20 protein-coding genes are annotated in these 22,586 nt (G+C 58.2%); 3 read left to right on the forward strand and 17 right to left on the reverse strand.

Annotated elements, in window-relative coordinates; genetic code table 11:
* The 3 genes from C1J02_RS15710 to C1J02_RS15720 form a co-directional block, all read right to left on the reverse strand.
* Positions 1-438 carry a tripartite tricarboxylate transporter TctB family protein gene (locus tag C1J02_RS15710; RefSeq protein WP_114879423.1) on the reverse strand — a complete coding sequence of 146 codons (438 nt, stop codon included), beginning with the start codon at positions 436-438 and terminating at the stop codon, positions 1-3.
* Entirely contained in the window at positions 438-1,406 is a 969-nt protein-coding gene (locus C1J02_RS15715; RefSeq protein ID WP_114879424.1) for a tripartite tricarboxylate transporter substrate binding protein, read from the reverse strand. The genes C1J02_RS15710 and C1J02_RS15715 overlap by 1 nt, the downstream gene beginning before the upstream one ends.
* 165 nt (positions 1,407-1,571) lie before the next feature.
* Positions 1,572-2,021, reverse strand: a complete 450-nt coding sequence (locus C1J02_RS15720; protein WP_114879425.1) for an Lrp/AsnC family transcriptional regulator — start codon at positions 2,019-2,021, stop codon at positions 1,572-1,574.
* 135 nt (positions 2,022-2,156) lie between these two features.
* On the opposite strand from C1J02_RS15720, the gene C1J02_RS15725 reads away from it, so the two are divergent.
* On the forward strand, positions 2,157-5,558 hold the full coding sequence (locus tag C1J02_RS15725; RefSeq protein ID WP_114879426.1) for an indolepyruvate ferredoxin oxidoreductase family protein: 3,402 nt from the start codon (positions 2,157-2,159) through the stop codon (positions 5,556-5,558).
* Here the strand turns inward: C1J02_RS15725 and C1J02_RS15730 are convergent.
* The 13 genes from C1J02_RS15730 to C1J02_RS15790 form a co-directional block, all read right to left on the reverse strand.
* On the reverse strand, positions 5,555-6,193 hold the full coding sequence (locus tag C1J02_RS15730) for a TetR/AcrR family transcriptional regulator (protein WP_114879427.1): 639 nt from the start codon (positions 6,191-6,193) through the stop codon (positions 5,555-5,557). The genes C1J02_RS15725 and C1J02_RS15730 overlap by 4 nt on opposite strands.
* 3 nt (positions 6,194-6,196) lie before the next feature.
* Positions 6,197-7,744 carry a trimethylamine methyltransferase family protein gene (locus C1J02_RS15735; protein ID WP_114879428.1) on the reverse strand — a complete coding sequence of 516 codons (1,548 nt, stop codon included), beginning with the start codon at positions 7,742-7,744 and terminating at the stop codon, positions 6,197-6,199.
* Complete coding sequence (locus C1J02_RS15740) at positions 7,741-10,146, reverse strand: FAD-dependent oxidoreductase (protein WP_114879429.1); 2,406 nt, start codon at positions 10,144-10,146, stop codon at positions 7,741-7,743. Before C1J02_RS15740 ends, C1J02_RS15735 begins: the two co-directional genes overlap by 4 nt.
* Before the next feature lie 74 nt (positions 10,147-10,220).
* Complete coding sequence (locus C1J02_RS15745) at positions 10,221-11,183, reverse strand: D-2-hydroxyacid dehydrogenase (RefSeq protein WP_254693123.1); 963 nt, start codon at positions 11,181-11,183, stop codon at positions 10,221-10,223.
* 5 nt (positions 11,184-11,188) lie between these two features.
* Positions 11,189-11,935, reverse strand: a complete 747-nt coding sequence (locus C1J02_RS15750) for an Asp/Glu racemase (protein WP_254693124.1) — start codon at positions 11,933-11,935, stop codon at positions 11,189-11,191.
* Positions 11,932-13,581 (reverse strand): hydantoinase B/oxoprolinase family protein, encoded by a 1,650-nt coding sequence (locus C1J02_RS15755; protein ID WP_114879430.1) that lies wholly within the window; start codon positions 13,579-13,581, stop codon positions 11,932-11,934. Before C1J02_RS15755 ends, C1J02_RS15750 begins: the two co-directional genes overlap by 4 nt.
* Complete coding sequence (locus C1J02_RS15760) at positions 13,578-15,677, reverse strand: hydantoinase/oxoprolinase family protein (protein ID WP_114879431.1); 2,100 nt, start codon at positions 15,675-15,677, stop codon at positions 13,578-13,580. The genes C1J02_RS15755 and C1J02_RS15760 overlap by 4 nt, the downstream gene beginning before the upstream one ends.
* A 267-nt stretch (positions 15,678-15,944) precedes the next feature.
* Positions 15,945-16,193, reverse strand: coding sequence for an NnrT protein (locus C1J02_RS15770; RefSeq protein WP_114879433.1), 249 nt, complete (start codon positions 16,191-16,193; stop codon positions 15,945-15,947).
* Positions 16,190-16,366, reverse strand: coding sequence for a hypothetical protein (locus tag C1J02_RS21090; RefSeq protein ID WP_205389820.1), 177 nt, complete (start codon positions 16,364-16,366; stop codon positions 16,190-16,192). The genes C1J02_RS15770 and C1J02_RS21090 overlap by 4 nt, the downstream gene beginning before the upstream one ends.
* A gap of 1 nt (position 16,367) precedes the next feature.
* A complete protein-coding gene (locus tag C1J02_RS15775) occupies positions 16,368-18,266 on the reverse strand; it encodes a nitric oxide reductase activation protein NorD (protein WP_114879434.1) in 1,899 nt (632 codons plus the stop codon).
* A 4-nt stretch (positions 18,267-18,270) separates the two neighbouring features.
* The gene (locus C1J02_RS15780; RefSeq protein ID WP_162798345.1) at positions 18,271-19,068 is read right to left on the reverse strand and encodes a CbbQ/NirQ/NorQ/GpvN family protein; all 798 of its coding nucleotides are present in this window, start codon (positions 19,066-19,068) and stop codon (positions 18,271-18,273) included.
* A 2-nt stretch (positions 19,069-19,070) separates the two neighbouring features.
* A complete protein-coding gene (locus C1J02_RS15785) occupies positions 19,071-20,441 on the reverse strand; it encodes a cbb3-type cytochrome c oxidase subunit I (RefSeq protein ID WP_114879436.1) in 1,371 nt (456 codons plus the stop codon).
* A gap of 12 nt (positions 20,442-20,453) precedes the next feature.
* Positions 20,454-20,906: a cytochrome c gene (locus tag C1J02_RS15790; RefSeq protein ID WP_114879437.1), complete on the reverse strand. Its 453-nt coding sequence runs from the start codon at positions 20,904-20,906 to the stop codon at positions 20,454-20,456.
* A 132-nt stretch (positions 20,907-21,038) separates the two neighbouring features.
* On the opposite strand from C1J02_RS15790, the gene C1J02_RS15795 reads away from it, so the two are divergent.
* Positions 21,039-21,266, forward strand: a complete 228-nt coding sequence (locus tag C1J02_RS15795; protein ID WP_114880645.1) for a DUF1858 domain-containing protein — start codon at positions 21,039-21,041, stop codon at positions 21,264-21,266.
* Here C1J02_RS15795 and C1J02_RS15800 read toward each other — a convergent pair.
* Entirely contained in the window at positions 21,238-21,939 is a 702-nt protein-coding gene (locus tag C1J02_RS15800; RefSeq protein WP_114879438.1) for a Crp/Fnr family transcriptional regulator, read from the reverse strand. The two genes, C1J02_RS15795 and C1J02_RS15800, sit on opposite strands and share 29 nt — an antisense overlap.
* 182 nt (positions 21,940-22,121) lie before the next feature.
* On the opposite strand from C1J02_RS15800, the gene C1J02_RS15805 reads away from it, so the two are divergent.
* On the forward strand, positions 22,122-22,550 hold the full coding sequence (locus C1J02_RS15805; RefSeq protein ID WP_114879439.1) for a pseudoazurin: 429 nt from the start codon (positions 22,122-22,124) through the stop codon (positions 22,548-22,550).
* Positions 22,551-22,586 lie beyond the last annotated feature (36 nt).

Below are 22,586 nucleotides of genomic sequence, written 5' to 3' on the forward strand. Positions count from 1 at the left end.
CTAAAACCAGCCCTTCGGGAAGGCAACAAGACCCAGACCCAATGCAAATTTGAAAAGAATGAAAAGCCCGACCGACAAACCGACACCCGCCAGCGCGGCAGAGGCCGGACGCGGTGATATCTGATAGCTGAGGATGCCAGCGGCCATCACCGTTGGGATTATGAACCCAAATGGTTTTAGGGAATACGCATAAAGAACCAGCACAACCACCGCGATGAGCAAAGAGAGAAATGTCTTGGCCGCCGGCCAATCCGGGTCAGGATCAGGGCGCAGGATCATCACAAGCGCGCAAATGACGGCGACACCACCGATCAGCAGTGGAAACGCCTTTGGCCCCACGGGATCGGCAAGAAAGCTGGTCTGAATCTTTGTCGCGCTGGCCATATAGGCCAGCGCGATGAACAAGGTGACCAGACCGAAAATCCGGTCAGAAGCCATTACTGGATTACTCCCAGTTCTTTGGACATGGTGTTGATATCGGCAATCAATCCGTCAACATAGGACTGGAAATCACCACCAACTTTGGTGAACGGCGCAAGGCCATTGGCCTCCATCGCGGCTTTCCATTCGTCGCTATCCGCAACCTGTTGCAGCTTGCCAGCCCATTCTTCGAACTTTTCGTCAGAGATGCCTTTGGGCACATAGAGACCACGCCAGTTGACCGCAACCACATCAAAGCCCTGCTCTTTGGCAGTTGGGATGTCTTCAAAGCCCGGTACACGCTCTTCTGTCAGAACCGCAATGACCCGCACTTCGCCGGATTTTACAAACCCGACAACCTCGGACATATCGCCTGTCATGGCTTGGGTGAAACCGCCGACGGTCTGCGTAATTGCGTCCGCGCCGCCGTCAACACCGATGTATTTGATGGACTTGATGTCGGTGAAGTCAGCTTTTTGCAGGATCATCAAAGGTTTCATGTGGTCAAAACCACCAACCGCTGAACCACCCGCAAATGCAACCGATGACGGATCGGCTTTGATCATATCAACCATGTCAGTCAGATTCTGGATCGGGCTGTCCTTAGCTACGACAATAACCCCCGGATCGGCACCGATGGCACCCACAAAGCGCACCTGATCTGCTGTCATCCCTGCATAGGCATTCTGCGCCAGACGCGTGGTTGTCGCAGATGATGCCGCGATGATCAGATCGGCATTGTCGTTCTGATCATTGACCACATGGCTGAACGCCAGACCACCGCCAGCACCGGCCATGTTGGTGACCTGAACGGGCTGATCAACAGCGCCGATGTCAAACATGATCTTGCCAATCTGACGGCAGGTGAAATCCCAGCCGCCGCCGGGGTTGGCAGGCGCAATGCACTCTGCCGCTGTTGCGGCGGTACCTGCACCTGTTGCCAGTACGGCGCTCGTAATCAGCGCCTTAAAAAAGTGATGTTTCATGAATGTCCTCCCAGACTTTTCTTTTATCGGTTTTTTCCGGCAGTCCAGAATCACGTTCTGCCGCTGTTAGCGCCATTACCCTAACCCGCAACCACGCGCGGATGCACGGCTAAATTTTGGAACGATAGCGCGTTAAGCCCTGATATTGCTTGCGATAGCGCGATATCACCCAACAGGCGCGTTCGACTTGATCCGTCGCAGCACCACGTTTGTCTGCGCTGAATTAACCGCAGGTTGCACGAATAAAAACTTTTCCAGAAATTCGTTGTAGGCCTCGATATCCCGACACAGGATGCGCAGGTGGTAATCAGCCTGACCTGTTGTGGCGTAACATTCCGTCACCTCGTCACGCCGCTGCACCGCTGCAATAAACCGGCCAAGCGCCTCAGTGTCGTGCCGGGTCAGATGGACATGCACGATCGCTTCAAACTTCAAACCCATCGCATCTGGATTGACGATAGCTGAATAGCGCGCAATCACGCCAGCATCCTCCAACGCCTTGACGCGCCGCCAGCACGCCGAAGCAGAGATGTTCAGCCGTTCGGCCAGCTGCGCATTGGGCAGGCGCGAATCCTGCTGCAGCAAAAGGATCAGTTTGCGGTCAGTGCTGTCCATGGCATCTCTTGGTCATTTTTCTCGGGTGTAGCCAATATGACGAAAAATCCTTTCATATACAACCGGTTTTGCCAAGATTTTTGAGCGAAAAAACCGGCAGACCTGCATTATGCTGGTCAAAGAGGAGGCCCCATCATGACCAACGCAGACCATACCTTTGCCACCTATCAGCTCAAGGATCGCTATGCGTTGGATCAGGGCCGGGTTTTCATGACCGGCACACAGGCGCTGGCGCGGATCATGTTGGATCAGGCGCGGCGTGATCGCAGCGCGGGGTTGAACACAGGCGGGTTTGTGTCGGGGTATCGCGGGTCACCGCTGGGCGGGCTTGATCAGGAATTATGGCGCATCTCAGATCAGTTGGAAAAGGCCGGGATCAAATTTCTGCCCGCGGTGAATGAGGACCTCGGAGCCACTGCCGTTCTAGGTGCACAACAGGCACATCTGGACCCGCAGGCCCAGGTCGATGGCGTGTTTTCCATGTGGTACGGCAAGGGGCCGGGTGTGGACCGTTCGGGCGATGCCCTGAAACACGGGAACGCCTATGGCAGCGCGCCAAAGGGGGGCGCGTTGGTGGTGGCGGGTGATGATCATGGCTGTGTCTCATCGTCGATGCCGCACCAGTCTGATGTGGCGTTCATGGCATGGTTCATGCCGACGCTGAACCCCGCATCGGTGGCAGAATATCAAAGCTTTGGTGAGTACGGTTTCGCCCTCTCGCGGTTTTCCGGCACATGGGTCGGGTTCAAAGCAATCTCGGAAACTGTGGAATCCGGTGCGTCTGTTGATCTGAGCCCTGACCGCGTTTTTCATACCCCCGACTACACGCCCCCCACGGGCGGTCTGCACATTCGGCTGGGCGATCTGCCCTCACCTGGCATTGAGACGCGCCTGCATGACAAGCTGGACGCGGTGCAGGCCTTTGTCGAAGCCAACCCGATTGACCACCATATCTACGGCAATGGCGATGCACCCTATGGCATCGTGACCACAGGCAAAGGCCATCTCGACACGATGGAGGCGCTGCGGCTCTTGGGCCTGGACGAGGCAAAGTGCCGGTCGCTTGGCATCGACATCTACAAGGTCGGCATGGTCTGGCCTTTGGCACGCCGCGACGCACTGGATTTTGTGCGGGGCAAGCGTGAAGTGCTGGTCATTGAGGAAAAGCGCGGCATCATTGAATCGCAGTTTAAAGAAGCCTTCTATGACTGGCCCGGATCAAAACCCGCGCGCATGGTGGGCAAGCATGATGAAAATCTGGATGAACTGGTGCCGTGGACGGGGGAATTGTCGCCGCTGCTGTTGGTCCCGATCATCGCCGCACGGCTTAATGATTTTTTCCCGGGCGAAAACCTGACCCAAAAAGCGCAGGCATTAACCGCCGCGCCCCCTGTCCTATTGAAGGTCTCGGGGGCCAACCGCACCCCATATTTTTGTTCGGGCTGTCCGCATAATACATCAACCAAATTGCCGCTGGGATCCAAGGCCGCATCCGGCATCGGCTGTCATGTGATGGCCTCCTGGATGGACCGGGACACCGCCGGGTTTGCGCAAATGGGCGGCGAAGGGGTGCCTTGGGTCGCGACCTCGCTTTTCAACGGCGGCAAACACATCTTTCAGAATTTGGGCGAAGGGACGTGGTACCATTCCGGTTCGCTCGCCATCAGACAGGCGGTCGCAGCACGAACCAACATCACCTACAAGGTCTTGTACAATGACGCTGTTGCGATGACAGGGGGGCAACCGGTGGATGGTCCGGTATCCGTGCATGCCATCGCACAATCTGCGCGCGCCGAAGGGGTGGCGCGCATTGCAGTTGTGTCAGACATGCCCGACAAATTCGCCCGCGCCGATTTTCCCGCCGGCACAACCTTCGACCACCGCCGCGATCTTGATACCGTGCAACGTGAATTGCGCGACATCCCCGGTGTCACCGTTCTTATCTATGAGCAGACCTGCGCCACAGAAAAGCGCCGCAAACGCAAACGTGGACAGATGGCGGACCCCAAAAAATTCGTCGTGATCAATGATCTGGTCTGCGAGGGCTGTGGTGATTGTTCTTTGGAATCAAACTGCCTGAGCGTTGAACCAAAAAAGACGGAGTTCGGCACCAAGCGCCAGATCAACCAATCGACCTGTAACAAGGATTATTCCTGTCTGAATGGGTTCTGCCCCTCCTTTGTCACCATCGAGGGTGGCAGCAGGCGCAAGAAATCTGGCGCAGAGCTTGATATTGATGCGCTGGTTTGTGATCTGCCAAATCCTGATCTGCCGCCCCTTGATACGCCCTTTAACCTGCTGGTCACCGGCGTTGGCGGCACCGGCGTTGTGACAGTCGGCGCGCTTATTTCAATGGCGGCCCATCTGGAGGGCAAAGGATCAAGCGTGCTCGATTTCACCGGCTTTGCGCAAAAATTCGGCACTGTGCTGGGATATGTCCGCATTGCCCAAACACCGGCAGAGGTGCATCAGGTCCGCATTGGTCAGGGGTCTGCGGACGCCGTTATCGGCTGTGACATGGTGGTCAGTTCCGCGCCCAAAGCCTCTGTGCATTACCGATCCGGCACCCGGATCGTGCTGAACCGGGCCGAGATGCCAACCGGTGATCTGGTGCTGAACCGGGATGCTGATCTGAAAATCGACCTGCGCGAACAGGTCATCGCCGATGCTGTGGGGGCGGAAAACCTCGCGGCGTTTGATGCCAACCGGATGGCTGAGGCGCTGATGGGCGATGCGGTATTTGCCAACGTGATGATGCTGGGGTTCGCATGGCAAAAAGGCCTGGTGCCTGTCTCATTGGATGCGCTTTTTCAGGCGATTGAATTGAATGGTGTTGCACCAGAAAAAAACAAAGCTGCCTTTGCCTACGGACGGGTGATGGCGGTGTCCCCTGCAAAGCTGGAAATTGCACAAGACACGGCACCCACCGATGACAGCCCCGCCACCTTGATCAGCCGCCGCATGGCGTTTCTGACCGCCTATCAGAATGCCGTCTATGCCGCACGGTACAAGGCCACGCTTGACGCAGCGGCCCCGCATCTGAACGACGATCAACGCGTCGCAGCGGCCAAATCGCTGTTTAAATTGATGGCGTATAAAGACGAATACGAGGTCGCACGATTGCACAACTTGTCGGGCTTCGCCCAACGCATCGCCGCAGATTTTGAGGGTGATTACAAGATTAAATACCATCTTGCCCCACCGCTTTGGCCCACGGGGCGCGACACACGCGGGCGGCCCGTCAAACGCAGCTTTGGCCCGTGGATGGGTCACGTCTTTAAACTATTGACCCGCATGAAAGCCCTGCGCGGCACTTGGGCGGATGTGTTCAGCTATAGTGCAGATCGCAAGTTGGAGGTCGCCCTGATTGCATGGTTCGAGGATGTTCTGATTCAGGTTGCCGCCGCAGAAATGGATGACGCTGAAAAACTGGCGCTGCTGGCCGCCCCGATGGACATCAGGGGCTATGGCCCGGTCAAGGATGCCGCTGTCAAAAAGGTCCAGGCTGAGGTTTCCGCCAGATTGCAACGCACCTAGGCCTGCCGATTGGCTTTGATTGAATAGGCCACAAGTGCGTCGACCTCTGTTTTGCGCGGGGTTTGCCCGGTAAAGCACAACACATAGTCATGGACGCGTTTCAGGCGTTCCTCAATCGGCTCGGACAGCTCAAGCGCATAATATCCGACCTGCATGAAATACATCACCCGTGCGCGGACTTCGGCTTCGGCTGGTGCATAGTCGAACCGTTCAAAAAGCGCTGAAAAGGCCGCGACCCGCGCCGCGTCTGTCTGATCAATCCGGCGGCGCACCGCCCCATCCCGGCGCGCCCATTCCCGGATCGCAAAGTCGAGCTTGTGATTGAAAAGTGCAGGATCAATCCAGCAACGCGACAGGTTGCACACTGCTTCGGTGATGGTGTCAGCTGGCATGTCGGCATGCCGGATCAACAGCGCGGTGTTGGCCTGTTCCCAATTTTCCAGCAGTGCCGCAAGCAGGTCCTTGCGGCTTTTGAAATACCAGTAAAAACTGGACCGTGACACCCCCAAGCGGTCGCTGATGGACAGCACTTTGACCTCGCCCACGCCTTCGCTGACCAAGAGGTCCAGGGCGACATTCAGCCAATCCTCGCGGGTGACTTTGGTGTTGCCATAAAGGGGGATAGGATCGGTCATGGCTCAGCTTTCCGGCGGTGCGCCGCCCTGTTCGATGCGTTTTGCGACGTAGGCTTGCAAGGCGTCCACCTTATCTGCGTCGGGGGTAAAGTTGGGCGGCCCTTCCAGAATATCCTGCCAGATCGCGGTCGCGCGGGTATTTGCATCCAGACTGCCGTTCTCGGCCCAGGTGCCGATGTTGGACCAATCATAGGACACGGGTTCATAAAACGCGGTCTCAAAGCGTTCCATCGTATGCGCGCACCCAAAGAAATGCCCCCCCGGTTGCACCTCTTTCAACGCATCCAGCGCCATTGCCGCATCGTCCGCAGGTGTGGGCAGGCAAAGTTCAGCAAGCGATTGCAGCATGTCGATATCGGTGATCAGCTTTTCGTAGGATACGGTCAGCCCCCCTTCGATCCACCCCGCCCCGTGGATCAGCATCGTGCAGCCCGACAACATCGCGCCCCAGGCGCTCATTTGGGTTTCATGCGCGGCCTGGGCATCGTTGATGTTGGCCGCACACCCCGCCGCATTGCGCCACGGCAGGCCCAGCATGCGCGCCAGTTGCCCACAGGCAAGGCTCGCCTTGACCTGTTCAGGCGTCCCAAAGGCCGGCGCGCCCGACTTCATATCGACATTGGAGGCAAAAGCCCCATAGAGCACCGGCGCACCGGGCCGCGACAATTGGCTGAGCGTGATGGCCGCCAATGCTTCGGCGTGGCTAAGGACAACCGCACCCACGACCGTCACAGGGGCCATTGCGCCCATCAGGCAAAAGGGCGTGATCACCGCCGCCTGACCTGCGCGGGCAAAGTCGATGATGCCTTGCCCCATGGGGATGTCGATCTGACGTGGGGAATTGGTGTTGATGATTGTATAGCACCACGACTGCGCCGCAAAATCCGCATCTGAAAGCCCGCGAAAATCGCGGATCATTTCGAACCCTTCCATGACTTGCGGGGTGCCGCGCGAGAATACAAACGGCACCTTGTCGGATTGGCTCAGGACGGCGTGGGCGGTCGCATAGTGGCGCTCATGGATGGGAATGTCCTGTGGCTCCACGGCGGGGCCTTGCAGATGCAGCACATCAAAATGTTGCACCAGCCGTGTAAATTCGGAAAAGTCGCGCAAAGAGCCGGGCCGCCGGCCGCGCACAAGGTCTGTTGCATGCGGCGCTCCAGCACCCGCTTGTATGGTCAGTGCGCCCAACTCCATGGTCAGGTCGCGGCCTTCGTCCCCCCCTTTGAGGACAAAGGATTTGGGCGCGGACCCCACCGCCGTCATCACAATATCGCGCCCGATAAAGACCATCTCGCTGTCCTCATCCACCCGGGCACCGCCAGCCTTGAAGATAGCGCGTGCCTGCGGCAGCAGGACTTTAATGCCAAGCTCTTCGAGTACATGCAGCGCTGTCTCGTGCATGACGGCGATACGATCCTCACTGAACAGCGGCACGGGTGGGAACGGATTGCGCAGGGTGCGATAATCCACACGGCGCTTCGGGCCCTTGGCCGCTGCTGCCGCAGCACCACGCCGCCCGCCCCGGCGGGTTTGGCCGGGCGCGGTCATGCCCTCATCGCTTTGCCCGCAGGGTCGTAGGGTGAGGGCGCGATTACTTTTGCTGCGCGTTCCACGCCGACCACATGCACGGATAATGTGCTGCCCTCGCTTGCGTATTCCTTGTCAATCAGCGCCATGGCCAGTGATTTGCCCAGCGTATGCGCGTATCCGCCCGAGGTGATGAAACCGATCTTCTTATCGCCAGACCATGCGGGTTCGTACCCTGTCGCGTCCGCATCTGTCGCGTCAATCTCTAACGTTACAAGAACCTTGTCCGGCGTGCCGGCATCACGTTCCTTCATCGCCGCATCTTTGCCCACGAAATCCTTGGACCAATCGATCCAACGATCCATACCGGTCTGACCCGGTGTATATCCTTGGGTGAATTCCGCCGACCAAATGCCAAAGGACTTTTCCAACCGCAACGACAACAACGCGTTAAAGCCGTATTCGATCATCCCGTATTCCGCGCCCGCCTTCAGCAGCGTATCGCGCAGCGCCTTCATGTCACCCGCACGGCAGTGCAGTTCATATCCCAACTCGCCCGCAACCGACAAACGGCCAACCTTGCACCGCACCAGCCCGACATCCATCGCACCACAGCCCATGAACCTGAGCGCATCCGCATCGCCATCGCTGAGCGCCGCTTTAAGCACATCACGTGAATTCGGCCCGGCCAACGAAAACCCAGCCATTTCATCACCCAGATCACGGACCCGCACACCATCGCTCAGGTGATCGTCAAACCACCGCATATGCCAGGCACGCAGATAATAAGACCCAGTGATCCACCACGTCCCATCACCCCAGTTAAAGATCGTGAGATCCCCTTTGAGCCGCCCATCGTGGCCCAGCATCGGGGCCAATTTAGCGCGGCCCGGTGCAGGCAGCTTGCTGGCCATCAAGTTGTTCAACCAGCTTTCCGCATTTTCCCCTGTGACCTCAAATCGCGAAAATGCGGTGATATCCAGCAGCCCCACACGGCTCCGCACCGCGCGGCATTCGGCCCCCACGATGTCATGGGCATTGGACCGCCGCAGCGATGGCGTTTCCTCAAAACCGGGGGGGGCAAAATATAGCGGCACTTCAAGGTCCCAGCTTTGCCCCCATTTGGCCCCCACGGCATCCATATCCCCATAACATCCCGTCATCTTAAGCGGCCGTCCCGCAGGCAGTTGTTCGTTGGGATAGGTCATCACGAAACGGCGCGAATAAAACTGTCCTGTGGTTTGCTTGATGTACTGCTTGTTCTCAGCCCAGACGCCGTAGCGCGCGACATCCATGCCATAGACGTCCGCCTCAGGCTCGCCGTGGATCATCCATTCGGCCAGTGATTTGCCGACCCCGCCGCCCTGCAAAAACCCGGCCATGACGGCACAGGCCGACCAATATCCGCGCTTGCCCCGCACCGGTCCGACCAATGGATTGCCATCCGGGCTGAAGGTAAACGCGCCGTTGACCCAAGTTTTCACCCCCACGTCCTGCAAGGCAGGGTACCGTTCAAAGCCAAGCGTCAGTTCATGTTCGATGCGGTCTGTGTCTTCCTGAAACAGTTCCATGCCATAATCCCACGGGGCACCGTCCATCGCCCAGTGTTCGGTGTTGACCTCGTAGATGCCCAGCAGGACACCCTTTTGATCCTGACGCAGATAGGTGAACCCCTCAAGATCGACGGTCATCGGAACCTCGAAATCAAGCTCTTCCAATTGCGGGATCGTGTCCGAGATCAGGTAGTGATGCTTGAGAGGGGCCACAGGCAATTCCACCCCCGCCATGCGCCCGACCTGCTTGGCCCAAAGACCGGCGGCGTTGACAACATGCTCACATGAAATGGTGCCTTTTTCGGTTACGACATCCCAGCCCTGCAAAGTCTGATTAAGCTCCAGCACACGGTTATGTTCGATCACCGTGGCCCCACGTTTCTTGGCCGCCGTGGCATAGGCGTGCACCGTGCCTGTGGTATCAATATACCCCTCCCGGTCCGCCCACATTCCTCCAAGCAAGCCCTCGCCCGACATGATCGGGTTCAGTTCGACCGCTTCTTCGACGCTGACCAGACGACAATCTTCGATCCCGATGGATTGGAAGGTACGGTAGGCCGATTGCAGCCATTCCCATCGGTCCGGCGTACCAGCCATGGTCAGACCACCGGTCATGTGCAAGCCGATATTCTGGCCGCTTTCTTTCTCAATCTCGCTCAACAGGTCGATGGTATAGGCCTGCAACTGGGCGATGTTGGGGTCCGCGTTCAGCGCATGAATGCCGCCCGCCGCGTGCCAGCTTGACCCCGCCGTCAACACCGACCGTTCAACCAGCGCCACATCGCTCCATCCCAGCTTGGCCAGATGATACAGAACCGAGGCCCCAACGACCCCGCCACCAATAACGACAACCCTGTAATGCGATTTCATGTGGCCTGTCTCCCCCTGCGCTTTGGGTTAATTAGACACACCTGTCCAGTTGATTTGTCAAGCGCGCATTTCAGTCAATACCCCAGCTTCGGATCAACCACATTGCGCAACGGCGCGTCGCGCATCCAACAGTCCAGGTTTTCCAAAAACAGATCAAAGGACTCGCGGCCCCATTCCGCATAGACTGACGAACAATGCGGCGAGATGATCACATTATCTGCCTGCCAAAGCAGATTATCTTTGGGTAAAGGCTCCACTTCAAACACATCCAAAACCGCGCCTGCGATGTGACGGCTTTCCAACGCGCGCCCAAGCGCCAGCTGATCCACCACACCACCGCGCGACACATCGGCCAGCACGACACCTTTCTTCAGCGCCGCGATTTGCCCTGCGCCAATCAGGTTTTGGGTGCTGCCAATCAGCGGCGTGCAAACAGCGACAAAATCAGCGCGCGGCATCACGGCAAGCAGATCATCCGCCCCATAAACTTCGTCCACATGAGCGGTGGCCTTGGGATGCGCACGCGTCCCGATCACGATCATGCCAAACGCCTTTGCCTTCAGCGCCAAGGCCCGGCCCGTGTGACCCAAGCCAACAATCACCAATGTCTTACCCCGCAGCGGCACCACCATGCGCGCGGGGTCCCAGAACCTGGCCGCTTTGTCGCGCTGAAATCGAGGGACATCGAGGCTGAAATGCAAGAAGCCACCCATGATGTATTCCGCCATCATATCGGCGGCGACCCCGGCGGCGTTGGTCACGGTAATTTGCGCAGGATCCCATGCGCCAAAATGGTCGGTCCCTGCCCCGCCGTTGGCGATCCAGCGGGGTGCATGTTCCCCAAACAGTGCGTCCCGTGGAAAGCCTTGAGTGCCTGCAAACCGCACCGAATACACGACATCAGGACGATAGCGCGCCAATGTCCCCGGCAGGGCGTCATAGCTTTCGCAGGTTTCAAAATCCGCATCGGGATAGGCCGCGCGCAGCCATTCAGCCAAAGACCGGCAATCATCGTTGTGCAACAAAATACGCGGCATGGTATTCATCCCCATTTCCGGGCCAACACCGCCCCAAAACCTTGCAATGCATCGTCCATCCCTGCCAGTTGCAGAGCCTGAAACAGCATGGCTTGATTTGAGGTGATCACTGGCTTGCCAAGCGCATCCTCAAGCCGCTGCAAAGTTTCGACCGACCGCATGTCAGTGCACGACAGCACAATTGCATCCGCATTTGCATGGTCCGCCGCGCGCCCCAGCGCCAGAACCCGGTCCGGGGTCATCGCCCCTTGGCCGTCATTATCCAATATCGCGGTCACTTCGGAACGGGCGATGGTCTTGACCCCTTCACTGGCCAAAAACGCAATCGCCATGTCGTTGATGCCAGAGACATATGGCGAGGCAAAACCGATGCGCCTTGCCCCCACCACGCGCAGTGCATGCACCAATGCGCCCGCTGCTGTAACGGTCTTTGCACCGCTTTGCGCCGCGATCCTTGCCGCCAGATCACGGTCAAACGCCGCCCCATGTGTCAGCGTGGCTGAGGTGCAGCCGTAGAATATCACATCCGGCCTGACCCCCATCAGCATCTCCAGCGGCCCGTCCAGATCCGCCGTACCAAGCCCGTGCATCTGATCCGCATCCGGTATCTCATCACGGTCATAACCGCCCATCCGCGCAAAATGCAACGACACACCGGTTGGGCGTAAAAGGGCCATGTCGGGTTCCAGATTGCGGTTCGTGAACGGCACCAGAAAGCCAAATCGGGCGCGCCCGCGTGAGGGATGGATCATGGCTTTGCTCCATAGAGTTGTTGTGCTGCTTCGAGTGAGATCAGACCGTCAGCAATGTCGCGGGCCACGGCCGCGGGTGTACGCTCTGTCGGGTTTCCGAACCCACCACCGCCGGGGGTTTCAAACAGCAATGTGGTACCCGCAGGAATGCGTACTGTCCCCTTTCCAGGCAGGTCAGCACCCTGCGCGCCAAGCCGGATACGTCCCGGCGCGCCAGCACCGCCGCAATGACGGCCCGCTGCCGGGGTATTGATCCGCTCAACTGATAAAAACAGCATGATGTCCTCGTCCTTGGATGATTTCAACGCGATACTCTGGCCCAATCCGCCCCGCATTCTGCCCACCCCCCCGCTGTCAGGGTGCAACTCGCGTTTGGTGATCAAAACCGGGGCAGCAGCCTCGGTTGTTTCAATCTGGCTACCCCAGACGCCGCTGGGAAAGGCAGTTGCGGACAGCCCGTCAAAGTCAGGCCGCGCGCCCGTACCCCCATTGAACACAAGTTCCAGCGCAAATTCAGTATCCCCGCGCCCAACCGCCTCTGGCACGTGACGCAGTGGCAGGTCGTACATGCAGGACGCCCCTTCGGCAGGCACCTGACCGGGCAGGGCCTGGGTCAGACAGCCATAGACCAGATCGGGCGTCATCTGACCAATCGTATGGCGCATGGCCACCGGGCTGGGTGCCACCGCGTTCAGGATACACCCTTCTGGTGCCACCACACGAAACAGGCCAAGCGAGCCCGCGTTGTTGGGGATATCGGATCCGATGATGCACCGCAGGGCAAAGACCGCATAGGCCGTGGCATAGTTAAGCGGCACGTTGATCCCCTTGGCCGAACAGGCAGAGGTGCCAGCAAAATCAAGCAACAGATGATCCTCAGCGATGGTCAGCGCAGCCTGTAAGGTGATGGGGCTTTCATAGCCGTCAATCACCAGCGTGCTTTGAAAAATACCCTTGGGCAGGTCCGCAATTGCCGCAAGCGTGCCGCGCCGCGAAGTGTCGATGATGTGGTCAGCCAACGCATCAAGATCGTCGATGCCAAATTCATCCATCATGCCAGACAAGCGCCGCGCGCCCGCTTCGCAACACGCAATAAGCGCATAGATGTCACCCTCATTGGCAATCGGATCACGCGAGTTGGCTTTGACAATATCCAGAAGCAAGCCATTAACCGCGCCCTGATCAACCAGTTTGCACGGTGGGATCAGCAACCCTTCGTCAAAGATATCTGACCCTTCCGGCCCCATGCCAAGGCCGCCAAGATCAACCAGATGCGAGGTGCAGGAGGTAAAGCCGATCACAGCGCCACGATGAAACACCGGCATCATCAGCAAGAAATCATTCAGATGCCCCGAAGCGATCCACGGGTCGTTGGTCATATAGATGTCACCCGGTTGCATATCAGCCATCGCAAAGCGTGCGCGCAGGGTTTTGACGGCCTCGGCCATGGTGTTGATATGCCCCGGCGTGCCGGTCACGGCCTGTGCCAGCATCCGGCCCTGAGCGTCAAAAATCCCCGCAGATATGTCACCGCATTCACGTACAATTGGCGAAAACGCGGCCCGGATCAGCGCCTGACCCTGTTCTTCAACCACAGCCAAAAGGCGATTCCACATAACCTGCAATCGGGTGTCGTTCTGGTTCATGTCACCACCTCCGTCAGTCGGGAAAGCCAGATGTTGCCCACCCCATCAATGCGCGCAGAAAAGTCCGCACTGACAAGGGTTGTCGTTTGTGCTTCGGTAATCAACGCGGGTCCGTTCAGGGTGCTGCCAGTCTCCAGCTTGGCGCGGTCAAAGATGCCCGCGCGGACGAGGCTGCCTGTCACATCACAGATGATCTCACGCGTATCCGTGGGCGTTGCAGGGTGGTGCGTACCCCCCTTCGCTATCTTTGTCAGAGCGGGTGCCGCCGATGATACATGCACCGCCCAATTGAGCACCTCAATGTCCATCCCCGGCACCGCGCGGCTGAACTGACGACCGTATTCCAGTTCAAATGCTGTGCGCAGGGTCTCGATGTCATCCGTCGTCAGATCACGTTCAGGCAGGTCAATCTCAATCTCATGCCCCTGCCCGTGATAGCGCATAAATGCTTGTCTGCGCGTGCTGAGCGTACCGATTGGCGCACCTTGGTGGACCACTTGTGTGGCCTCATCGGTCATCGTCGTCAGAAAGTTGTTCAGGCCAGCCACGTCCATGCCATCAAGAAGCGCATAGCGGGAGCGCACAATTTCAAAGCCCACCGGCGCAAAGAGAAACCCAACAGCCGAGCCAACACCGGGATCGCGCGGGATCAAAATGCGCGACACACCCGCACGCCGTGCCACGCGGGTCGCATGCAACGGGCCATTGCCACCAAAGGCGATCATCAGTCGGGTATCGATTTGCTTGCCCGATTCCACGGCATGCATGCGGCCCGCACTTGCCATGCTTTCATCGACAATCTCGCTCACCCCCCGCGCAGCCAAAGTCGCATCCAGCGCCAAGGCATCCCCGACGCCGCAGCACAATACCCGCGCTGCCGCGTCCTGGTCGATCTGCAACCGCCCTTCGGCAAAACGGTCGGGTTGAATATACCCAAGCGTCACATCCGCGTCTGTGACCGTGGGGGCAGTGCCACCCTTGCCAAAAGCGGCGGGTCCGGGTTCGGCACCAGCACTTTGCGGTCCCACCGTCAGACGCCCCAAACGATCCACCCCGGCAATAGACCCGCCGCCCGCGCCAATCTCAATCATCTCAAGCACCGGGATCCGAACCGGCAGACCGGAGCCTTTGATAAACCGCGCGGCACGTGCAATTTCAAACTGCCGCGCCATCTGCGGACGATAATCGTCAATCAGACAAAGCTTTGCTGTGGTGCCGCCCATGTCGAATGACAAAACAGCACGCTCGCCTGTCTGCGCGGCAATCCGGGCGGCCAGAATGGCCCCTCCGGCAGGGCCGGATTCAACCAACCGGATCGGCAGGCGCGCAGCCGTCTCCAGCGTCGTCATACCGCCCCCGGCTGTCATCATCAGGATTGGACAGTTCAGCCCCTGCCCCGCAAAAAACGTTTGGAATTCATCCAAATATCGGGCCATCAGCGGCTGCACATAGGCATTGGCGATGGTCGTGCACAAACGATCAAATTCACGCGCTTCCGGGCTGACCTCGTGCGAGAGCGAGATGTGAAGATGCGGCAGCGCCGCCCCCAAAAGGTCACGCAGCGCAATCTCATGCGCCGAGTTGGCATAACTGTGCAGCAGGCAGACTGCCACGGCATCCGCGCCCGACGCCTTGAGTTCGCCGACCAAGGTTGTGATGGCACTCCGGTCCAGGGGGGTTAACTCCTGTCCCTGAACATCCATCCGGCCCCCAATGGTAAAGCTGCGCGCGCGCGGCACGATCAGATCCGCTTTGACAAGGTTGATGTCATATTGCGCATAACGCCGTTCATAAGCGATTTCGAGAATGTCGCGGAAACCGGCGTTGGTGATGCTGGCCACACAGGCCCCGCGCCGTTCAATCAGCGCGTTGGTGGCCAGTGTCGTGCCATGAATGAACCCACCGATATCGGTCCAGTCTTTGCCCGCTTGCTCCAGCACATGCCGCGCACCGGCAAGCGCACCGTCAGTTGGATCGGCAGGCGTTGTGAGTGTTTTGGTTGATGCCAGAACCTGGCCTGCGCCATCTACCAAAACCGTGTCCGTAAATGTCCCGCCAATATCAATGGCAAGCCGAAGTTGAGGGATATGTGTCATGTAAAATCAGTGTAAAAAGGGGACGGGATAGGCGCGTTTTGGCACCATGAATTGCCGCTTAACAGCGGGATCGACCCATCTAGGTAACGAGGTTGCAGCCCGTTGCCCGGCGTCCTTGAGATGTTACAAACGCGAACGTCATCTGTTCAAGCCCTGGCCTTTTGCAGTCACTGGAATGACCCTGCGCCGCGATTGGCCATGAGTCAATCGCGGCGTGCCAAAGCCATGTATCTTCGTCACCCCCCACCTTGGCGCGACCCCGCCTGATCATGAACTGATGTCATGACCGCCGTCATCAGCACGATCCATCAATGTTCTGATATGTCGCGCAAAAATCCATGTGACTGGAACGCCGAGGATGACCCCGCCTATCACCGACCAAACCGGTGGGATAATGGGCAATCCCAACCACGAAGCGATGAGCCCCGCAAAGAACAGATTGACCGCAACCGCGCCCACACCAAAGGGATAGAGCACAAGCGCGATCTTTGTCACGCCCCAGCCCTGTCTGGTCATCGCCTGCGGACCAGCAGATGCACCGCCAAGAGCGCTGTCAGCAATGCAACCGAGGCTGCAAAAAACCACCACTCAGCCGTGGCCGACTGGGCCTGTGGGATGGGTCGCTCAAACCCTGCCGCTTGGGTCAGGGTCGGAAAAATCGCAAGGATGGTCAGGGCAAAACGGGTCATATCAGGTCTCCTGTGTAAGGGCTCGGTAGATGTCGGGCAGCACGCGGGTCAGCTTTTCAGGGCGCGCAAGCAAATGGAAACCGCCCCGCCCAAAGATACGGGCGAACCAATCCTGCCCATCTTCGTCAATGACAATCCCGTGCACGACCTGCCCAAGGCGGCGCGCTTCGGACACCGCCATGTGACTGTCCTCAATGCCGTGCTGGCCTTCGTAGTGATCCAGATCGTTCGGCTTTCCATCGGTCAGCACAATCAGCAATTTTCGCGCCGCGGTCTCGGTGGCAAGTTGTGCGCTGACATGGCGCACGGCGGCACCAAGCCGGGTATAATGGCCCGGCTCAAGCGCACAGATGTTGTTGATGGTCGCCGCGTTCATCGGCTGGTCGAACCCTTTGCAGCGGGTCACGAACACCCTGTCACGCCGCAACGATGAAAACCCCCAGATGCCCAAACGATCACCAACGGTGTCGATGCCGCCCGCCAATGCCGCCAGCGCATCGCGCGCCACGTCAATGACGCAGGTGTCACCCACAGCAGATTCAGTCGACCGGGAGGTGTCGATCAGAAAGGCAACGCTCAGATCCCGTTGGGTCTGACGCGATGCCTGAAACACCCGGTCATCACACCGCCCCGTCGCCATCAGGTCGACCTGCGCCGAAATGAGCGCATCCAGATCCAGTTCGGGTCCGTCAATCTGGCGTGATTGCATGATGCGCCGGGGGCGCAGGGCCTCGAACTGGCGGCGCACCTCCTCTATCCGCTTGGCGTTGGGAACAAAGACATCTTCTGACTTGGGATGCGCGTCGACTTCCAGCACCCGGCAGTGATCGGGCATATAGCCGCGCGCCCGGTGATTCCACTCCGGATAGGTGTGCTTGGCCGCAAGGCGCTCGTGATCTGCATCCGCAGGCGACAGATCAAGGTGCAGGCGCAACCGGGTCGCAGCACGGCGGTCAACTTTTGACAGGGTGATATTATCCTGATCCTCTGCCGCTTTCTGGGCGTTTTCATCGTCGTCATCATGAATGGACCGGTTGAGGTTCATGGATTCAACCCAAGACAGGATCGATTCAAACCGGTGCAGGATAAAGCTGTCCTTGCGGTTTGCTTCATCCCGGTCTTTGCGCAGCCCCAGTTTGCGGGTTGTCGTGCTTGCCGCGGGGGGCACAGCGGCGGGGGCGTCCTGCACGCCCTGCGGGCTGCTGCCTTTTTTCGCGACATTGAAATCAAGCCAGATCGGCACCGGGGCAAAGCTCAGGTAAGAACGGCTTGATGCCTGTTCCGGCATCTCAGGTACAGCGCCGGTTGCAAGATGATCGCGCAAGGCCTGCTCAACCACCGACTCCGACGCAGGTCGCCTGAAATCTGGCCGAGCGCCCAAAATGTACGCGACCATCGCGGCATGGCTTTCACGCAGACCGGGACACTGCGCATGGACATGCGCGGCGGCGATCGCATTGGCGCGGATCATCGCAATGTCACGTGCCGGGCCAACCTGAGCCGGCCCTTCGAACACATCCGCCGGGCAAAGCGCTGCCACAGCGGTCAGCCAGAAATAGGCGCTGCGGTTCAAGGCCCGGTCGGGAAAGGCGTCAATGTAAGGGGGCAGCCGCAGTTTTTCGCCATCAAAGGCGGGCAGGAATGCCTTGTCCCGTTCCGTCGCCAGGTTACGCAAAGGCGGTCGCCGGTGCCGCGCCACCACGCAGGGTGCTTCGCTAAACTCCACCCCCGTCGAACCACCAAGCGCGCGAAACATCATCGCGAGGCTGGGGCGGACTGACGCAAGTGATGCCACCTCAAGCGGATAGCAGGTCTGCGCGCCAATCCCGACGGCATAGTCATGCCACAGATTGCCGACGGTCTCTTCCGGCTCCATCAGATCAAGAGCACGCACAACCATACCCTTATCCGTAAATCGTCGTGACCAGATCACGCAGGGCGATCTGCGTATCGGCATCATCGCTAAGCGGTTCGATCACCGCGGCTTCAAGCGCTTTTTCCACGCCCATCCCGCCTGCAATCAGGGTGGCGGCATAGATCAGCAACCGGGTCGACACGCCCTCCTCAAGGTCCATGCCGGACAACTTGCGGATATGGCCACCCAGACGAACCAAGGGCGCAACACGCCCCGCCTCCAGCCCGCTTTCGCTTGCGATGATGGCAATCTCCGTCTCGGGTTCAGGAAAGCCAAAGGTGATCGCCAGGAACCGCTGGCGCGTTGAGGGCTTCATCCGTTTCAGCACGTTCTGATAGCCGGGGTTGTAACTGGCAACCAGCATGAAACCGGGGGGTGCGTGCAATTCTTCGCCAGTGCGGTCAATCATCAGGGTACGGCGGTTGTCAGTCAGCGGATGCAACACAACGGTGACGTCTTTGCGCGCCTCCACAACCTCATCAAGATAACAGATCGCACCTTCACGCACCGCACGGGTCAGCGGTCCATCGACCCATTCGGTTGCACCGCCGCGCAACAGATAACGACCGATCAGATCAGCGGCGGACAGATCATCATGACAGGCCACCGTATAAAGCCTGCGCCCCAACCGCGCGGCCATGTGTTCGACAAAGCGTGTTTTGCCGCAGCCGGTCGGCCCCTTCAGCAAAAGGGGCAGACCGTTTTCCTGGGCCGCATCAAACAGCGCGCATTCATTGCCATTGGCGACATAATACGGGCTGCTTGGGGTCTGGACATGGGCGTTCATCGTCATTCTCCCGGTATCGGATCAGACGACATTTGAGCCGCATTGGCCGCACCCGGTTCGACCACCTCGCGGCGGCGCACCACCATGATCGAATAGATGAACAACAATGCCCCCACGACCACAGCCGCACCTGCCCCAAAGCGCATGATATAGAAAAGTGCGAGCTCTTCCTGCACCTCCATAAAGTATGTGCCGAGGACCCGTTGCATATGTGTCTGAATCACACCCGCGAAGGTCAGCGTGAAAGTCATGAACGCCATCCCCCCCGTCATCAGCCAGAACGAGCCCATGTTGAGCACTTGATTATAGGGCGCGCGGCCCCGCAACAGCGGCATCGCATAGGTGATGATCGCAAGGTTCATCGCGACATAGGCCCCATAGAACGACAGGTGCCCGTGTGCCGCTGTGATCTGCGTGCCGTGGCTATAGAAATTGACGCCGTGCAGCGTGTGCAAAAAGCCCCAGACGCCAGCCCCAAAGAACGCAACAGTCGCAGACCCCAAAGACCAGAGCAGTGCGGCTTTATTGGGGTGGTTGCGCCGCCCTTTCCACACCATGACAAAGGCAAACGACATCATCAGGAAGAACGGGATCACCTCGAAGGTCGAGAAAATCGAGCCGACCCATTGCCAGTACCCCGGCAAGCCGATCCAATAGAAATGGTGCCCTGTGCCCAGGATGCCGGAAAAGAGCGCCGTTGCGACAATCACATACAGCCATTTCTCGACCACTTCGCGGTCCACACCCGTCAGCTTGAGCAGAAGAAAGGCAAGGATCGCGGCCATCACCAATTCCCACGTGGCTTCGACCCACAGATGCACGATGAACCACCAATACATCTTGTCCAGACTCAGATTTGAGGGGTTGATAAAGGCGAATATCCACAGCAGCGACAACAGCCACAGCCCCATCAGTAAGACACCCGTGATCGCGGTCTTTTTGCCCGCCAGCACAGTCATTGAGATGTTGATCAAAAAGATCACCGCCGCGACCAGTATCCCGAATTTGACCCACAGCGGCTGCTCAAGAAATTCGCGCCCCCCGTGAATGCCCATCAGATAACTGCCCACCGCCCCCAGCGTGCCAACCATCAGCAACGCCAACTGGACGTAAGCCAGTTTGACCGACCAGATTTCACGCTCTGATTCTTCGGGGATCAGAAAATAGGACGCCCCGAAAAAGCCCAGCAACAACCAGACAATCAGCGCGTTGGTATGGATCATCCGAATGATGTGAAACGGGAAAATCTCTGCCAGAAAATTGGGCTGAACATAGATCCAGCCGATGACCAGCCCGCCCAGAACCTGCACGGCGAAAAGCGCCATTGCACAGATGAAATAGGCATAAGCCACTTTTTGGGATTGGTATTTCATGTCATTTACTCCTCAGCCTGCCTCATTGGGGGGCCATCCCTGGGTGTCGGTCTGATCCGCCCACCGCAAGAATTCCGCCAAGCCGCGTTTGTCTTCTTCGGTCAGTTCGAAATACGGCATCTGGCGGCGTCCTTCGATGCCGCTGGGCTGCGCTTCGATCCAGCCATCCATCATCTCAAATGCCGCTTCCGGGTCATCAAGCACGTCCCAGCGGGTCATGACATTGCCCAACTCAGGCGCGAAATAGGCCCCCTCGCCGTGCAGCGTGTGACAGTTGATGCAAGAGTTGCGTTCCCACACGTGCTTGCCGTGAATGACGGCATCACTCAGCGGCATGCCAGCCGTAGATGTGTTGACGATGTAGCGATGGCTTTGAACGGTCAGGGCAACAAAGACGAGCACGAAAAAGATCGACCCGCCATAAAATATGTTGCGCGCCCGCGATTTGGTCAGGAATTCGGCCATCCGGGGGCCCCCTTTTCTCGGTTGCTGTTCGGATCACCCTATGCGGGTGCCAACAAAAGGAGTTTGCGCAAACGCAATGTTTGAAAAGTTTGGATGTGGAAAGATGGATGCAACGATCAGGAGGGTCGGCATATGCCCACAGATCAAATGGACACAACCGATCTCATGGTCTCAGAGATCATGGTCAGGTGGCCGCAGACTGTGGGCGTTTTCATCGAGCATGGCATGCTGTGTGTGGGATGCCCGATCGGGCCGTTCCATACCATCGCTGAGGCATGCGACATCTATAACCTCGACATAACCGCCTTTGAGCGCGATCTGGCAATGTCCATCACCGCTGGTGAAGATTGCCCGCCATAAGAACGAGCTGGTGAGGTTGGCTGACAACAATATGTTTGCGCCGACTTTCCACAATTCCGCTTTTTTCCCATGCGCTCAGCAATCGACTGACCGTGTGCAGGGTGGTGCCGGTCATTTCGGAAAGGTCCTGCCGGGTGATCGGAAAATCCACCTCGATCCCATTTTCCGTCTTTCGACCCATCTGGTTGATCAACCGCAGCAATGCATTGGCCACCCGTTGTTCGACCTGCTGGGTTGCCATTTCGATCATCCGGTCGTGCATCTCGTTCATGCGCTTGCCGATGGTCTTTTGCGTGGCTGTCGCAAACCCCGCGTACCGGGACACAAATTCCGGCCAAAGCGATGTTGGCCATGACAACACAATGGTTTCGGATGCGGCAATGGCACTTGCCGGGTATTGCGTGTGCCCCAAGGCATTCGCAATGCCAAACAATTGTCCGGCGGGAATATGCAGCACCGTCACATGCTCCCCTTCGGGCGTCACGCGTATGACGCGGATATAGCCATCGAGCAAAAGAAAGAAACGGGTGGCCTCGCCAGCTTCGTGAAACACCGTGTCCCCGGTATCAAACCGATGTGAAGCCGCCTGATCAAGTATCTCGCGGATCTCGTTCTTTGTCAGACCCGAAAACGGGACAAGGTGTGTCAAAAGGCTTTCGTCGAGGTTTCTCAAGTCATTTCCAATCCGAAGAACAAACCATTGTTACTGCCTAACGCCGAGAATGCCGACCCCTCATTCACACCGCACACCCGATCCCGCACCAAAACCGGTCCGAAGTTTGCGCTTGCGCAACGTGTCGCGCGGCGGTCGTCGTTAGATGCACTCAAGACCAATTTTAATCGAAAGGAAATGAGATGTTCACCAAGACAAGCGCAGCACTTGCAGCGGCTCTTCTGATGTCGGGTGCAGCCTGGGCCGAAACGGTCGAGGTTCAGATGCTGAACAAAGGCGAAGCAGGGGTCATGGTTTTTGAACCCGGCTTTGTAAAGATCGCGCCCGGTGACACCGTCAAGTTCATTGCCGCTGACAAAAGCCACAACGCCGAAAGCATCAAAGAGATGATCCCTGAAGGGGCTGAAACTTTCAAAGGCAAGATCAATGAAGAGATCGAAGTGACGTTGGATGTGCCCGGCTACTACGGTGTAAAATGCACACCCCATTTCGCTATGGGTATGGTGATGACAATCGCCGTTGGCGATGCAGAACAACCCGCCGATTTTCTTGAAGGCCGCCTGCCCAAAAACGCCAAGAAGCGTTTCGAGGCGCAGCTTGCCGGCGAATAGACCACCTCATCTTTCAAAATCAGTGGCGCGTGCACC

The organism is Sulfitobacter sp. SK011, from assembly GCF_003352065.1.
In the GTDB taxonomy this organism is placed as follows: domain Bacteria; phylum Pseudomonadota; class Alphaproteobacteria; order Rhodobacterales; family Rhodobacteraceae; genus Sulfitobacter.